Here is a 15,881-nt window from a genome sequence, read left to right on the forward strand (position 1 = left end):
GATCTTGTTAATCCGACATATGTGACGAAAGGGAGGTGCGCGGAGCCGCGCCCGGATCCCAGCGTCAGCGCCCGTATCCCACCGTCAGAGGGTAGGTCAGCGTGGCCGTCGAGGCCGAGGCAGCGGGAGCCGCCGGCACCACCCCGGAGTGGCCGGAGACCCTGGACGTCCGCGCGCTGCTCGAACAGGGCTGGCGCCCGACCCCGTTCCACGAGTTCGTGATCAAGGTGCACAGCCGCTGCAACCTGTCCTGCGACTACTGCTACATGTACGAGATGGCCGACCAGGGCTGGCGGTCGCAGCCGCGGCGGATGGCCCGGCCGGTCGTGGACCACGTCGCCCGCCGGATCGCCGAGCACGCCCGCCAGAACCTGCTGCCGGACGTCGACGTCATCCTCCACGGCGGCGAACCGCTCCTCGCCGGGCTCGACCACCTCCGCTACACGCTGGACGCGATCCGGACGGCGGCCGAACCCGACGTCTCGGTCAGGTTCCACATGCAGACCAACGCCGTGCTGCTCGACTCGCGTTTCCTCGACCTGTTCGACGAGTACGGCGTGGTCGTGGGAATCAGCCTGGACGGCGACGAGCAGGCCCACGACCGGCACCGCCGGCACGGCGACGGACGCGGCAGCCACCATGAGGTGCTCGCCGGCCTCGACGCCATCACGGCACCGGAGTACCGGCACCTGTTCGGCGGGCTGCTCAGCACCATCGACCTCCGGAACGATCCGGCGACCACCTACGAGGCCCTGCTGCAGTCGGACCCGCCGGGCATCGACTTCCTGCTGCCGGTCGGGAACTGGGACACGCCGCCGCCGGGCCGGTCCCCCGACGAGTCGACGCCGTACGGGGACTGGCTGATCGAGGTCTTCGAGCTCTGGTTCCGCGCCCCGGAGCAGCGCACCCGCATCCGGCTGTTCCACGAGATCATCCGGCTGCTGTGCGGCCAGCGCTCGCACAGCGAGGCCATCGGGCTCTCCCCCGTCGCCGTGGTCGTGGTCGAGACCAACGGGCGGATCGAGCAGGTGGACACGCTCAAGTCGTCGTACGACGGCGCTCCCGGCACGGCGCTGCACGTGTCGCGCGACCCGTTCAACGTCGCGCTGATGCTCCCCGAGATCGCCGCCCGGCAGATCCGCCACCGCGCCCTCGCGCCGCAATGCCAGACCTGCAACGTCCGGCAGGTCTGCGGCGGCGGCCTGTACCCGCACCGGTACCGCTCGGGAACCGGGTTCCTCAACCCATCGGTCTACTGCATGGACCTGCTCAGGCTGATCACCCACATCCGCTCGGCCGTCCTGAACGACCTCGCAATGCTGTGAACCCGCCAGCTCTCACAGCCCTGGGAACCGGCACGCCCTCGCAATGCCGCGAACCCGCCGCCGCTCACAACCCTGCGAACCGGCACGCCCTCGCACTGCCGTGAACCCGCCGGCTCTCACAGCCCTGCGAACCGGCACGCCCTCGCACTGCTGTGAACCTGCCTGCTCCAACGATTTGTGAACCGGCGCGTCCTCGCACTGCTGTGAACGCGCCGGCTCTCACACCGGCGCCGGGTCGAAGTCGGTGTCGATGCGCCTGCGTTCGAGGAAGATCCTGGCGTCTGGATGCTCCGGCCCCAACGTGGTGCGGTAGACCTCCTCGGTCCGTTCGCGGAGCGCGGCGGCGTCCTCGGAGCGTCCGAGCGCCTCGTAGTCGAGGGAGAGGTTGGCGGCGCAGGCCGAGGCCAGCGGATGCTCGTCGCCCAGGGACGTGCGCAGCCGCCGGAGCGTCTCCTCGCCGAGGCGGGCGGCGTCCTCCGCCTTCCCGAGGGCGGACAGGTCGCTGACCAGGTTGAGGGCAACCGTCAGGGTGTAGTGGTGGTCGCGGCCGAGCTTGGACTCCAGGCCGTTGATGGCCGTGTCGTTGAGCTGCCGCGCGTTCGCCGGGTCGCCCATGAGCCGGCGCAGGACCGCCAGGTTGCCGACGCAGCCGTGATGGTACGGGTGGTCCTTGCCGTAGACGGACGGGTACCGCCGCACCGTGTCCGCGGCGAGTTCGTGCGCCTCCTCGAGGTTGCCCATGCTGCGGTGGACGTTCGACAGGGCCATCGCGGAGGCCAGCGTGTCGGGGTTGTCGAGGCCGAACAGCCGCAGGCACCGGGCGTGGACGTCGGACGCCAGCTCCAGCGCGCGGTCGTACTCCGCGGACCGCCGCGACGCGATCGAGAGGTCGCGCTGGGTGCGGAGGGTCCAGATGTGCTCGGCGCCGAGCTGCTCGACGCCGAAGGCGTAGGCGTCCTCACCGAAGTCGCACGCCTCCAGGTAGTCGCCGCAGAGCCGCACCGCACGGGCCAGTCCGCTCCAGGCGATCAGCAGCCGGTTCGGGTTGCCCGCCTCCGGGTCGAGGACGAGCTGCGCCTGGTAGGCCTCCTCGTGGAGCCGCCGCGAGCCCACGTAGTCACCGCTGAGCGCGTAGTCCAGCGCGAGGTTGTTGAGGGCCAGCAGCGTCCGCGAGTCGGCGTCCCCGAACTTGCCGCGGTGCAGGCGCAGGGCCTCCTCGTCGCTGGCCTTGGCCGACTGGAAGTCACCGCCGGCCCGCATGTCCGCGCCGTCGCCGCGCAGGAACCGGAGCGTCAGCTCGTCGTCGGGTCCCAGTGTCCGCCGGGCGATCGTCTTGGTCTTGCGGCTCAGCTCCGCGGACGCGCCGAACTGGCCCAGCTCTCGCAGGACGATCGCGAGCTCCAGGTGGACGTTGAGGACGTCGTAGTGGTCCTCGCCGGAGTCCTTGGCCCAGCGTTCGACGAAGTCCTCGGCGAGCGCGCGGGCCGAGACGTAGTCACCGGACACGACCAGGTAGCGCACCATGTTGAGGGCGAGCGTCCGCACATCGGGCGCCTGGCAGCCGGCCAGTTCGGTGGGGCCGATGTGGCCGAGCAGGTTGAAGAACCGGGGCCAGCCGAGCCGGTTCTCTGAGTTGGCCGGCGCGTACCCGGCCATGAGCAGGTGCACCTCGTGGCGGATCCGCTCCTTCGCGTCCTCGGGCAGCTCGTCGCGCAGCAGCGCCTGGATCAGCCGGTGCACCTGGAGGGTCCGGCTCTGGTTGTCGAGCCGGGCGAGCGCGTAGCGGCCGAGTTCCGCGATCACGCGGCTCAGCTGGATCGGGTCGGCCAGCAGCCTGGTGAGGCGGGGGCCGAGGCTGGCCTTCGGCTGGCTGAACAGGTCCCGGGGGATCGGCTCGGGGCCGAAGAAGGCGCAGCAGCGCAGCAGGTCGATCGCCTCGGGCAGCGTCCGGTCGAGGGCCGACACCGACAGGCCCCAGGCCGCCGTCATCGACGCCGGGTACTCGGTCGGCTTGCCCTCGGCGAGCAGCTGGCTGGTCCGCTCCCTCAGCAGCCGCAGGTACTCCTCCACCGACATCCCGGTCTCGGCCTGGAGGGCCCCGGCCTGCTCGAGCGCCAGCGGCAGGTCGCCGAGCGCGTCGGCGAGCCGCTCGGCCTCGGCCCTGTCCACCCCGCGCGGAACCCGCTTGCGGAGGAACTCCGCGCTCTCGGCGCGCGTGAACACGTCCACGGCGACCGTGTCCACGACCCCGTCCCAGCGGTGGTTCCGCGAGGTGATCAGCACGTGGCCGGGGCCGTGCGGGAGGCTGTCGATCAGCTCCTCGGGCTGGTCGGCGTTGTCGAAGATCAGCAGCCAGTTGCTGTACGGGTCGCCGCGGCGCAGCGCGTCCAGGACGGCGTTCGCGGCGTCCTCGATGCCGCTCGCCGCCGCGGACGGTAGCCCGAGGTGGGAGGCCAGGCCGGCGAGCGAGGAGCGCACCAGGACCGGCTGGTCGGCCGGGATCCACCACACCAGGTCGTACTCGGGCCGGTAGCGGTAGGCGTACTCGACGGCCATCTGCGTCTTGCCGACGCCGCCGAGGCCGTGCAGCGCGTGCGGCACGACGGCGGTGACGTTGCCGGTGATGCCGGCGCGCAGCCGGTCGAGCAGCTCGTCGCGGCCGGTGAAGTTCTTGTTCCGAGGAGGGATCTTTCCCCAGACGTCGGGAACCCGCCCCGGTACGGCATCGGCTCCCATGCGTGGACTCGTCACGCCTTCCGCCTCCCACTCGGTCGCCGCGGCGCCCGCCGCACCGCGGAGTGTGCCGGCCGTCCGGGCCGAGCACGGGCCGGACTCGGGCCGCAACTCTCCCGAGTGAACATCGTTCCCCGTTCCGGCTCTGCAACAGGTGACACAACATCCCCGGATGCCCGAGATTCGGTCAGCGTCCATAGCAATATATGAACGACCCAATCAGCGCGAAGTCCGATTGAAATCGAGAGAACATTCTAGGTAACGGTTCCCGTTCACGCCATCTGGCCCGGGAGGTGATTTTCTGTCAGACTCGGAAATGTCGTGCGTCATGCCGCCCGCCCGCACCCAGCGGAGAAAGAGGCCGAGATGAGAAACAGTGACAGCAAGATCAGCCCCATCGATCTCAGCCGGGTCTCGACATCGCAACTGCACCGCCTGCCCAGCTCCGCACTGCGGACCGCACTCGCCGAAATGCTCGACCCGGCACGGCCGGGAGGCCACCGCCCGGCCGGGTTCGGCCAGCTCTACCCGTCGTCACCGGATTCGTCGCCCGCCCGTCCGTGACCTGACCCGTTAGCCACACTTGGCCATTTCCCGGTTCGAGCGGAACCGTTTCGGCCAAGGCGGGCCGACGCTGTACTACGGTTGTCAGACCGACCTCTTCGCTGGAGGCCCGTCGGCTGTCAGGTCATGACCAGCAGGCGGGTCGTGGCTTGGCGGAACCGCGAATCCAGCGTGTCGAACTGGATGGCCGCAGTGTCAAAGCAAAAGGTCCACGATCGCGGTGACCGTCCCAGGCTGCGCACGAGCACGCGGCCTGGGGAGGTCACGATGACCGCCCACGACCCGCCCGCCGACATCGCCCCGTATGTGGGAGCGCGCCCCTTCCGGGTCGCCGACCAGGGGTACTTTCACGGACGCGCGACAGAGATCCGCGACGTGGCCGACCGCTGGCAGCGGCACAGGGTCACGCTTCTGCACGGGCCCGCCGGCGTGGGCAAGACGTCCCTGCTGCACGCCGGGGTGGTGCCCCATCTGCGGGCGAGCGGGCTGCACACGGCGCCCGTCGGCCATCCCGTGCACCGCCCGGCATGCCCCATCGGCGCCCTGCCCGACCAGAACCCGTACGTCTTCGCGCTGCTGTCCTCCTGGTACCCGGACGAGTCACCGAGCCGCGTCTGGGGGCTCTCGCTGCTCGACTACCTGCGCGGGCGCGCGCAGACCGACCGCTTCGGCCTGCGCCCCCGGCAGCTGTTCGCGATCGACCAGGCGGAGTTGCTGCTCCGCGCGGCGGGGCCCTGGCTCCGGCACCGCGAGCCGCTGTTCGACGAGCTGGGGACCATGCTGGAGTTCTTTCCCGCCCACCTGCTGATCGTGGTGCGGGACGACCGGCTGGAGGAGATCCGCCCGCTCGTCGACCGGCTCGCCTCGCGCCTGCGCGACGGCACCGCCGACCCGGACGGCTACGCGCTGGCCCCCTTCGACCGGGCGTCCGCCGTCGAGGCGGTGGACGGGCCCCTGAAACGGTCCGGGCACACCGCCCCGGCCGGATCGGCGGCCCGGCTGGTGGACGAGCTCCGGACCGTCCGGGAACCCTGGGCGCAGCGGCCCCGGACGACCTCGGCCGTCGACCCGGCGCTGCTCCAGGTGGCCTGCGCCCGCCTGTGGGACGAGCCGCTCACCGAAACCGCCCCCCGCCTCGACAACGGCACCCCGTCCGGCACCGGCACCCAGCCGGGCGCGCTTGCAGGCGAGATCACCGACACCGTCACCCATCCAGGCACCCCCGCAAGCGAGATCACCGGCACCCGCACCACCCCCCACGACGACGTCGCACGGCTCGCCGAAGACGCGGGACGGCTCGCCGACGACGCCGCACGCCTCAGCGACGACGCCGCACGCCTCAGCGACGACGCCGCACGCCTCAGCGACGACGCCGCACGGCTCAGCGACGACGTCGACAGGGGGCTGGCCGAGTTCTGCGCCCAGGCGCTGGCCACCGTGGCGGCCGACCACCGGCGGCCCGCCCGGGAGATCCTCGTCTGGTTCCGTGCCGCGTTCGCGCCCGAGCGGGGCGGCGCCGGCGTCCCCGAGGACTCGGAGCCCGCGCGGGCGGTGCCCGCCGCCGTCCTGTGGGCGTTGGAAGACCGCCATGTCCTGCGGGCCCGGCTCGACTCGGGTGAGCGCCGCTACCACCTGCATCCCCGGCTGATCCAGGCCGTCCACCAGATCGGCGACAGGCCGGCCCCGCCCCAGCGTCCCGCGCCCCCGGCCCGGCTCCGGTTCGCTGAGCTCGCCCTCGCCGAGGGGGATTTCGACCTGGCCTCCTACCACGTGTCCGCCGCCGTGAGGGGCTGCGGCAAGGAGGACCTGCGGCTCCTCGCGGAGGCCGAGTGCCTGCGCGGCGACATCGCCTGCGTGCGCGGAGCCCCCGACGGGGCGGAGCACTACCGCGAGTCCGCCCGCCTCTACGAGGCCCTCGGGGACACGCTCGCGGTCGGCCGGCTCCTGGTCACGCTGGGCCGGCTGAAGCTCGAAGCCGACGCCACCGAGGCCGTGCGGGACCTGCGCGCCGCCGCCGGAAGGCTGCCCAACGACACCGCCGTCCAGACCGGCCTGGGCCTGGCCCTCTGGGCGGACGGGCAGATCCGCGCCTCACTCGCCGTCCTGGACGCGGTGCTGAGCCGCCACGGCGACACCACCGAGGCGCTGCGCACCCGCGGCGAGATTCTCGCCGATCTGGGCCACGCCGAGCCGTCGCTGCGCGATCTGCGCCGCATCGACCACAACGCCCGCTTCTCCACGCGCGCCGCGTGGGCGCTGGCCCAGGCGATGTGCGTCGACGCGACCGGCGAGCCCTGGGACGCGACCGGCGCCGCGCAGCCCGGCGGCGAGCCCGCCGGGGCGCATCTCGGCCCCCCGGGCCCCGCCGACGCCGACAACGGGCCCGTGCTGCTGCGGCTGGCCCGCGTCCAGCGGCTGGACGGCGACGAACGCGGCGCCGCCGCACTCGCCGCGCGAGCGGTGGCGGCGGAACATCCACCGCTGCCGCCCCAACTTCGGGAACAGGCGAAGCGTCTCATGGATGAACGGGATCATCCGCTCCTTGCAGTACCCGTCGTCCGGCCGCGCCAACAGCGCGCGTGAGGCACTCCATATTCCTGTCAAGCAACGATAAAAGCCCTCCCGGCCGTTCGGCAAACCGGTAGCATGCCGCTGTTTCGCGGGTATTCCACGATCGACAGTCTGACGTCATGCCGCACTACCAATCAGGACGCACCTGACATTCCTGGTTCGCCTCGATACCTGCGGGCATGTGTTACTGCTCAAGGGAGAGTTCGGACCAGTGACCATGACCGCGCCGGCAACGGAGCCGAACGCGCAGGCGGCCCGGCGGGCGCGCTCCACCCCCGCGGGGGACGGCACCGGGAGCCCCGGGCCGGGGCGGCTGGGGCGGCGGTACGAGCACGGCCGGGAGCCGTGGCGGCGGAGGCTGCGCCCGCGGCGGCCGCGCGATTTCACCCTGCTGTGGACGGGCTCGGCGGTCTCCCAGATCGGTGCGCTGAACATGTCCACCGCGGCCCCGCTGCTGGCGCTGGCCCTCACCCGGTCCCCCGTCTTCGCGGGCTGGGTGCTGGCCGTCGGAACGATCCCGGGCCTGTTGCTGCACGTCCCGGCCGGGCTGGTCGCCGACCGGGTCGACCGCCGCAAGATCATGTCCGTCTGCCAGGCGGTCCGCATCGCGGTGGCGTCCGTGCTCGCGGCCGGGCTGCTGTTCCTCGACGGCGGAAGGGAGATCCTGCTCATCACGGCGATCGCCGTCGAGGGCTGCGCCGTGGCGTTCTACGACGTCGCCGAGACGGTCGCCATCCGGCACGTGGTGCCGAGGGACACGCTGCACCCGGCGGTCGGCAAGAACGAGGCGAGGCAGCACATGGCGGTACTGCTCGGCCGGCCGCTCGGCGGCACCCTGTACGCCATCGGCCACATGTTCCCATTCGTCCTCGGTGTAGTGACCGCCTTGGTCTCGTGCCTGTCCCTGCACTGGATGCGCACCCGCGACTTCCGGGCCATTAATAAACGGGCATCGGGTGCCATGCCGGATGACTCGCACGAGATGCATGACAAGGTGACACCGAAGGATCAGCGGACTTCGCAGGACATTCATCAACAATCGCCTGGAATACTCGCAGGGCTCCTGTTTCTGACCAAGGACCGATTTCTGCGCAGTGCTCTCGGTGCCTGCGCACTGGCGAACTTCCTCTTCCAGACGGTCATGCTCCTGCTGGTCGTCCGCGCGCAGGAGCAGCATCTGTCGGGCTCCATGATCGGGCTTCTGCTGGCGACGAGCGGCCTCGGCGGGGTGCTGGGTTCCATGCTGGCCGGCCGGGGGCCGCGGCGCGCCAGCCCGCGGAGGGTCGTCATCATCTGCGGGGCTGTCTGGCTCGCGCTCATCCTGGTCGTCGCCCTCAGCCAGTCCGCCTACTACGGGCTGATGGCCTGGGGCGCGTGCGGCTTCATGGGCGCGCAGATCAACGTGACCCTGAGCATCTACGAGTTGACCGAGGTCCCGTCCCACATGCAGGGCATCGTGGCGGGCTTCAACCGGTTCCTGACGACCGGCGCGCTCTCCGTTGGCGCGCTGTGCGCCGGGTACATCGTCGCGGCGCTGGACACCGACGGGGCCGCGATCCTGGCCGCCGGGGGCTTCACGGTCGTGGCCCTCGCCATCCCGGTCCTCATGGCCTCCGACCATCTGCTGCGGATCTGGCCGCTCCGGGCCGCCACCGCCGCGCTGGCGGAGGACACCGAGGCGGCGGCGGGCTGACCGGCATCGGTCACTGCGGCGGAAAACACGGAGAATGTGGCAGACGCCCCAAATCTTCCTTCCTGGGTGATCGTATATTTGTCCGACCGTACGTACGCGCGCGATGACGCGGAGGCACCGCACTGTGAACGGGTCGCTCGATCTGGCCGATCAGGAGCGGCTCGTCACGGCCTTCATGCAGATCGACGGCATGCGCCGGCGGCGTACCCGCGACCTCTACGTCACCCTGCTGGAGGACGAGCTCGGCCGGCACCTCCCGTTCGACCGGCACGAGGAGGAGCTGCACGACGTCTGGTCGCTGGTCCGGGCCTGCCTCACCACCACCGGGGCGGTCCACGCGCTGGCCGGCGTCCTGGAGCGGATCCACCGCGGCAGCACCCCGATGGCCGGGCTGAACGCCGTCGTCGCCGAGCTGGTCCCCGAGCCGCTGCTCACCCCCGCCGAAAGCCGCGACCTGCACAGTCTCGTCGGCGCGCTGGAGCGGAACGGCACCGCCTCCCCGTACGCCTCGGTGCTTCCCTCGCTCTACCGGCGGGCCGTCGGCCCGGTGGGGCCCGTCCCCGACCACGATGTCCGGAGCCTCCGGGAGGCCGTCGCCCATCTGGAGCAGGTCCTCCAGGGCGCGGACGGGGTGCCGCCGCTGCTGGTGCTCGTCCACGGGCTCGCCGAGCACGCCGAGGGGGACACGGCCGCCGCCATCCGGGACTGGGCCCGCCGGTTCGCGGAGCGCTCGGGCGTCGACCCCGCACGGCTGACCGGGCCGGGACGCCCCGCCCTTCCCGGAGGCCCCGCAGCCGACGCACGCGCGCAGGCCGGCACCTACCTCACCGTCGAGTGCCGCCATGACGGCGCCGGAACGGACAGCCTGATGGTCACGGCCTGGCTCCAGAAGGGCACCGACCCCGGGATCACGCTGCGCAGCGACGACGAGCCGCTGCCGCGTGCGCTGCTTCCCGTCCTGCTCGGGGAACTGCTGGCCGACGACCCCGAGGTGGTGAACCGGGACGACCCCGACCTCGTCATCGAGTTCGTGCTGCCCCGGGGGCTGTTCGGGTTCGCCTTCGACCAGCTCGCCATCACCGTCGACGGCCTGGAGCGGCGGCTCGGGGTCGACTACCCGGTGGTCCTGCGCAGCCTCGACCGGCTCCGGCGCGGTGCCCTGCACCACCACTGGCGCCGCAAGTGGACGCGGCTCCGGGAGGCGTCGCAGGACGGCGAGGTCTGCTGGGTCGCCACGCCCCGGGAGTTCGACAACCAGTGGCTCTACGCCAGGCTGCTGCAGCCGTCCGCGGCGGTCCTGGCGATGGCCTTCCCGCCGTGGGGCGACACGCCCGAGCCGGTGGACGAGCTGTGGGTCGGCCTGCAGGCGGGAACCCCCGTCATCGCCTGGTGCCGCCGCGAGGAACCGTCCGACCACCTCGTCAAGCAGGTGACGGCGCTGCTGGCCACCGACCCGATGACGCTGCCGCACCGGCTGCTCGACCTGCGGCGCCAGGCCGCGCTGAACGGCTCGGGCGAGCACCCGGGCCTGGACCTGGCCCTGCTCTTCGATGATGCCGACCGCATTCCCGAGCCGTACCAGCGGCTGAGACCCCCCACCTGACGACCGGCCACGAGAGAGGTCCCCCATGTCTGACGCAGTGCCCGGGCCGGACGGATCGCCCCCGCCGGACGGATCGTCCCCTATGTCTGAAGCAGTGCCCGGACCCGAAGCAGTGCCCCCGCCGGACGCGTCGTCCCCGCGAAGCGCGTCGTCCCCGCAGAGCGACTGGCACATCTTCACGGGCGGCAACCGGCCGCACGACCGCATCAGGAGCCTGCCGCCGCCTCCTCCCTGGCGGGACTTCGGCGGGACGGGCTCCACCGGGGACCGCCGTCCCGGCGACGTCCGGCGCGCGAGGTCGTACCGGACGGACGAGAGCGTCGTCGACAAGGTCAACGCGGCGCTGCAGCTGCGCCGGCCGCTGCTCGTCACGGGCAAGCCCGGTTCCGGGAAGTCGACGCTGGCCTACAGCATCGCGTACGAGCTGGGCCTGGGGCCGGTGCTGAACTGGCCCATCACGAGCCGGTCCACGTTGCAGCAGGGCCTCTACCACTACGACGCGATCGGCCGGGTCCACGAGGCGAGCCTGCGCGGTTCCGGGCCGGCGTGGGCGGGCCCGGCCGTCCCGCAGGCCGTGGACGGCGAAACCGGCGCCGCCTCCGACGCCGCTGCCGACGTCCGGCCGGACGCCCCCGGCATCGGCCGGTACATCCGGCTGGGGCCGCTCGGCACCGCGCTGCTGCCGGGGGACCTGCCGCGCGTCCTGCTCATCGACGAGCTGGACAAGAGCGACATCGATCTGCCGAACGACCTGCTGAACATCTTCGAGGAGGGCTGGTTCCTGATCCCCGAGCTGGAGCGGCTCCCCGAGGACCAGCCGGTCGTGGAGGTCATGACGGCCGGTGAGGGCCGCGCGTCCATCGAGCGCGGCAGGGTCGCCTGCGCGGACTTCCCCATCGTCGTCATCACCAGCAACGGGGAGCGCGAGTTCCCGCCCGCGTTCCTGCGCCGGTGCGTCCGGGTGGCGATCGAGCCGCCGAACGGCGAGCACCTCGCCGAGATCGTCGAGGCGCATCTGGGCGAGCCGGCCCGGCGGGAGGCCGAGGAGCTCATCCGCGACTTCCTGGCCCGCCGCGCGCACGGCGACCTCGCCACCGACCAGCTGCTCAACGCGATCTTCCTGGCGACCTCGGGCGCCCGCCCGCCCGAGAGCGGGCTCGCCGACCTGGTCGACACGATCCTGCGTCCGCTGGGCATCCCGGGCTCGAAATGATCAGCCGGTTGGTCGAGGCGCTGTGGGCGCTCGATCCGCCGCCCACCGCGCAGGAGCTGGCGGACGCGCTGTGGCTCGCCGCGCGGATACAGGAGGCCGAGGGGAACGCCGCCCCGCCGGCCCAGGAGGCGCCCCGGCCGCGCGTGCCCGCAGACACTCCCGGGCCGCGGCCGGCGGGCGGCGCGGGACCTTCGCAGGGCCACCGGGCGGCCGCCGCGGGCAGGGATCCGGCCCCGCAGGCCGGGCTGTACGTCACGGGCCGTGAGCCGGGCAGGGCGTTCCCGGTCCGCAGCCCGGGGGTGGCCGCGATCTCGCACAGCCTCCCGCTGGTCCGCGCGATGCGTCCGCTGCGGGTCTCCGCACCGTCCCCCGCCCGGACGTATCTGGACGAGGCGCACACGGCGCAGAGTGTGGCCGACACCGGTGTCTGGGTTCCGGTCATGCGTCCGTCGCCGGAGCGCTGGCTGGAGATGTCACTGGTGGTCGACACCGGCCGCTCCATGGTCATCTGGCAGCGCACGGTCGAGGAGCTGCGGGTCCTGCTCCAGCAGCTCGGGGCGTTCCGCGACGTCCGGGTGTGGCGGCTGGACACCGACGCCGAGCGGTTGCGGCTGCGCACCGACACCGCCCCCGGCGGCGAGAGCCCCGGCCAGGGGCGCAGCCCCGACGAGCTGATCGACCCGACGCGGCGCAGGGTGGTCCTGGTCGTGACCGACTGCCTCGGCGGGGCCTGGCGGGACGGCCGGGCCGCCGCGCTGCTGGAACGGTGGGGGCGCGCGGGGCCGGTCGCGATCGTCCAGCCGCTGCCGCAGCGGCTCTGGTCGCGGTGCGCGGCGGCGCTGGAGCCGGTGCGGTTCAGCACCGCGATCCGCGCGGCCCCCAACGACCGGCTCACGGTGGTGCCGACCACGGCCCCCCTCCTCTCCGAGAACGGCGGCCCGAACGGGACCGCCGCCGACCCGGGCATCGCCGTGCCGGTCATGGAGCTCGAGCCGCGCTGGGTGCGCACCTGGGCCGGGTTCGTCGCCGCCGGCGGGCGGGACATGCCGGGCGTCGCGCTGTTCACCGGGCGTGCCGTGGCACCGCTCGCCGAGGACCCCGGCGGCGCCGACCCGTCCCCGATGGAGCGGGTGATGCGCTTCCGCGCGGCGTCCTCGCCCGAGGCGTTCCAGCTGGCGCGGCATCTGGCGGCGGCCCCGCTCAACCTGGAGGTCATGCGGCTGGTGCAGCGGGCGATGCTGCCCCGCTCCACGCCGGCGCACCTCGCCGAGGTCTACCTGGGCGACCTGATGCGGACGGCCGGATCGCAGGGCGGGACGGTCACCGATGACCTCCGCAAGGACGTGGCCGCCAGCAGGTCTGACGGCTCCGGCGGCACCGTCTCCTACGACTTCCGGGAGGGGGTGCGCGACGTCCTGCTCAGCGGGATGCTGCGCGGTGACGCGCTGCGCGTGCTCACGGAGGTCTGGCACGTCGTCAAGCAGCAACTCGGCTCCACTCACGACTTCCCGGCGCTGCTCGGCGCGATCCGGCGGGGCGAGGAGCCGCTCCCGCCCGACCAGCCGTTCGCGCAGGTGGCCGTCCAGGTACTGGCCCGGCTCGGAGGCCGCTACAAGGAGGTCGCCGAACGGCTCGGCGCCGCGTCCGCCGAGAGCGGCGCGGACGGCGCGACCCGTCCGGGGACCGCGCCGGGGCCTGGCGCCGGACGCGCCGCGGGGACCCCGATCTGGGGCGGGGTGCCGCCGCGCGATCCCGGCTTCGTGGGACGGGACACGCTGCTGGCCGCCACCCGGGAGGCGCTGGACGACGGCCCGGTGGCGCTCGTCCCCGCGTCCGGTCACCGGCTCGGCGGCGAGGGCACGTCCCGGCTCGCCGCCGAGTACGCGCACCGGTACGCGGGCGAGTACGACCTGGTCTGGTGGATTCCCGCCGCGCAGGCCACGGACGCGTGGGCCTCCCTGGCGGCGCTGGCGGAACGGCTCGACGCGGGCGGCGCCGGGCTCGGCACCGCCGCCCAGGCCCTCCGGGCGCTCGGGGCGGGCGCGGTGGCCGGGCGCTGGCTGCTCGTCTATGACGACGCGGCGGATCCGCCCGGCCTCGGGCCGCTGATGCCTCCGGCCACGTCCGGCGCGTCCACCGGCCATGTGCTGGTCACCGGCGGCGACGCCGCCGCCCTGGCCGACGGGCACACCGTCATCCGGGTGGGCCGCCTCGACCGTGCGGACAGCGTCGCCCTGCTGCGCGCACGCGCGCCGGGGCTCACCACCGGGCAGGCCGACCTGCTCGCCCGCGACCTCGACGACCATCCGTCGGCGCTGAGACTCGCGGCGGCATGGCTGGAGGCGGCACGGCGGTCGTCCGGCGAGGATGTCCGGGACTACCTGCGTCTCCTCGACCTGCGGGCACGGACGCTCGGCGAAGGGAGGCCGCCGATGCCGCCCAAGGTCGCCGCCGCGGCCGAACTCGCCCTCACGCGGCTCGGCGCGGAACGGCCCGTCGCCGGGCGGCTCCTGGAGCTGTGGACGTACCTCGGCTCCCACCCGGTCTCCGCCCGCATGCTGTCGGCCGGGCCGCTGGCGGACCTCGCACCGGCGCTCGCGCATGAGGACACGCTGCGGGACGCGATGCGCGACATCGACCGCTACGCGCTCGGCCGTTTCGATCCGGACGCGGAAGTCCTCCGCGTCCATCCCCAGGTTCGGGCGATGCTGCGGCTGAGAGCGGCCCCACGGGCGGGCCACCCACAGGCGGACCACTCCCCCGTCCGCGCGTGTGTGGACGCCGTCCTCAGCGCCGCGACCCCGGCCGAGGAGCCCGAGAACAGCGCCACCTGGGAGGCGCGCGCCGAGATCACCCCGCATCTCGTGCCCGCCGAAGCCGTTCTCGGCACCGCGCGGCACGTGGTGCTCGACCAGGTGCGGTACCTGCTCGCACGCGGTGACGCCGACGGCGGCAGGCGGCTCGCCGAGTCGGCGGCCGGTGCGTGGCCGGACCTGCACGGCCCCGACGACGAGCTGCTCCTGGAGGTCGGCCGGTGGCTAGCCGATGCGCTGCGGATGCTCGGCGACCACCGGGCCGCCGCCGGCCTCGGCGCGGACCTGCTCCCGCGGATGCGGAGCCGGTTCGGCCCCGACCACCCCGGCACCCTGTCCGCCGCACGCGGTGCCGGCGCCGATCTGCGGTTCCACGGCAGGTTCCGGGAGGCGTACGAACTCGACGACGACACCTGGCGGCGGACGCTCAGACGTTTCGGCGCCGACGACGCGCGTTCGCTGCTGGCCGCCGCCGACGTCGCCACGGACCTGCGGCTGCTCGGCGACGTCCACCACGCGCACGCACTGGACTCCGACGCCCATGCCAGGCTGCGCCGCCGCCTCGGCCCGCGGCACCGCGACGTGGTCCGCGTCGCCGGGGGCCTCAGCCGCGACCTGCACGAGCTCGGACGGTACGGCGAGGCCCTCGCGGTGCAGCGCGAATGCCTCGCCGACGCCCGCTCCGCGCCGCCCGCCCCGCACGTCCTGCCGCTCCTCGTCACCCACGCCGGGACGCTCCGCGCGTCCGGGGAACCGGCGGAGGCGCACGGCGTCGCGCGGGAGACGCTGGACGACGTCCGGCAACAGTTCGGCGCCGACCACCCGCACACCCTCGCCGCCGAGGTGTGCCTCGCCCTCGCGGAGATCTCCGTGGGGGTCCTGGGCCAGGCGTGTGACAGGCTCCGCGAGGCCCGCACCGCGTACCGCCGGGTGCTGGGCGACGGCCACCCGTTCACCCACGTCTGCGCGGCCGGGTACGGCGCGGCGCTGCGGGCCGCGGGCGACGCCCAGACCGCACTGGGGATCGACGAGGCGGCCCGCGCCGGCCTCGGCGGCGATCCGGACCACCACCATGCCCTCTGCTGCGCGGCGGGCGTCGCCGCCGACCTCTACCTGCTCGGCGAGCTGGAGTCCGCCGCCGCGCTCTCCGCCGACACCGCGGCGGGCCTCCAGAGGCGGCTGGGCCCGGCGCACCCGCACACCCTGGCCGCCGCCCACAACCACCGGGTGATCACGCAGAACCCCGGCGCGCAGTCGGCCGCCGACCTGCGGACGGTCCTGGGCGACCGGCACCCCGACGTCGCCGCGGCGGCTGCGGGAGAACTCCTGGAACTCCACATCGAACCCCTCCTCCTGGAGTGACTCC

Annotated in this window: 8 protein-coding genes; 7 read left to right on the top strand and 1 reads right to left on the bottom strand. The window is 73.4% G+C overall.

Annotated elements, in window-relative coordinates; translation table 11 throughout:
• Positions 1–101 precede the first annotated feature (101 nt).
• Positions 102–1,325, top strand: coding sequence for an FxsB family cyclophane-forming radical SAM/SPASM peptide maturase (locus AB0C35_RS40350; protein WP_358467927.1), 1,224 nt, complete (start codon positions 102–104; stop codon positions 1,323–1,325).
• Between the two features lie 219 nt (positions 1,326–1,544).
• Here the strand turns inward: AB0C35_RS40350 and fxsT (AB0C35_RS40355) are convergent, their stop codons facing one another.
• Positions 1,545–4,061 carry an FxSxx-COOH system tetratricopeptide repeat protein gene (gene fxsT / locus AB0C35_RS40355; RefSeq protein ID WP_358467930.1) on the bottom strand — a complete coding sequence of 839 codons (2,517 nt, stop codon included), beginning with the start codon at positions 4,059–4,061 and terminating at the stop codon, positions 1,545–1,547.
• Positions 4,062–4,424: 363 nt separating this feature from the next.
• On the opposite strand from fxsT (AB0C35_RS40355), the gene AB0C35_RS40360 reads away from it, so the two are divergent.
• The 6 genes from AB0C35_RS40360 (at position 4,425) to fxsT (AB0C35_RS40385) (ending at position 15,877) form a co-directional block, all read left to right on the top strand.
• Positions 4,425–4,622 (top strand): hypothetical protein, encoded by a 198-nt coding sequence (locus AB0C35_RS40360; protein WP_358467933.1) that lies wholly within the window; start codon positions 4,425–4,427, stop codon positions 4,620–4,622.
• Positions 4,623–4,889: 267 nt separating this feature from the next.
• The gene (locus AB0C35_RS40365) at positions 4,890–7,205 is read left to right on the top strand and encodes a hypothetical protein (RefSeq protein WP_358467935.1); all 2,316 of its coding nucleotides are present in this window, start codon (positions 4,890–4,892) and stop codon (positions 7,203–7,205) included.
• 205 nt (positions 7,206–7,410) lie between these two features.
• A complete protein-coding gene (locus AB0C35_RS40370; protein WP_358467938.1) occupies positions 7,411–8,886 on the top strand; it encodes an MFS transporter in 1,476 nt (491 codons plus the stop codon).
• A 124-nt stretch (positions 8,887–9,010) separates the two neighbouring features.
• Entirely contained in the window at positions 9,011–10,489 is a 1,479-nt protein-coding gene (locus tag AB0C35_RS40375) for a hypothetical protein (protein WP_358467941.1), read from the top strand.
• 82 nt (positions 10,490–10,571) lie between these two features.
• Positions 10,572–11,702 carry a MoxR family ATPase gene (locus tag AB0C35_RS40380; RefSeq protein ID WP_358467944.1) on the top strand — a complete coding sequence of 377 codons (1,131 nt, stop codon included), beginning with the start codon at positions 10,572–10,574 and terminating at the stop codon, positions 11,700–11,702.
• A gap of 8 nt (positions 11,703–11,710) precedes the next feature.
• Positions 11,711–15,877 (top strand): FxSxx-COOH system tetratricopeptide repeat protein, encoded by a 4,167-nt coding sequence (gene fxsT, locus AB0C35_RS40385; protein WP_358467947.1) that lies wholly within the window; start codon positions 11,711–11,713, stop codon positions 15,875–15,877.
• Positions 15,878–15,881 lie beyond the last annotated feature (4 nt).

Source organism: Spirillospora sp. NPDC048819, from assembly GCF_040650055.1.
Classification (GTDB): domain Bacteria; phylum Actinomycetota; class Actinomycetes; order Streptosporangiales; family Streptosporangiaceae; genus Spirillospora.

Excerpts from the sequence above, each read along its gene's own strand:
- AB0C35_RS40370 (WP_358467938.1), top strand. The coding sequence starts at position 7,411 with ATGACCGCGCCGGCAACGGAGCCGAACGCGCAGGCGGCCCGGCGGGCG.
- fxsT (WP_358467930.1), bottom strand. The coding sequence starts at position 4,061 with ATGGGAGCCGATGCCGTACCGGGGCGGGTTCCCGACGTCTGGGGAAAG.
- AB0C35_RS40380 (WP_358467944.1), top strand. The coding sequence starts at position 10,572 with ATGTCTGAAGCAGTGCCCGGACCCGAAGCAGTGCCCCCGCCGGACGCG.
- AB0C35_RS40365 (WP_358467935.1), top strand. The coding sequence starts at position 4,890 with ATGACCGCCCACGACCCGCCCGCCGACATCGCCCCGTATGTGGGAGCG.
- AB0C35_RS40360 (WP_358467933.1), top strand. The coding sequence starts at position 4,425 with ATGAGAAACAGTGACAGCAAGATCAGCCCCATCGATCTCAGCCGGGTC.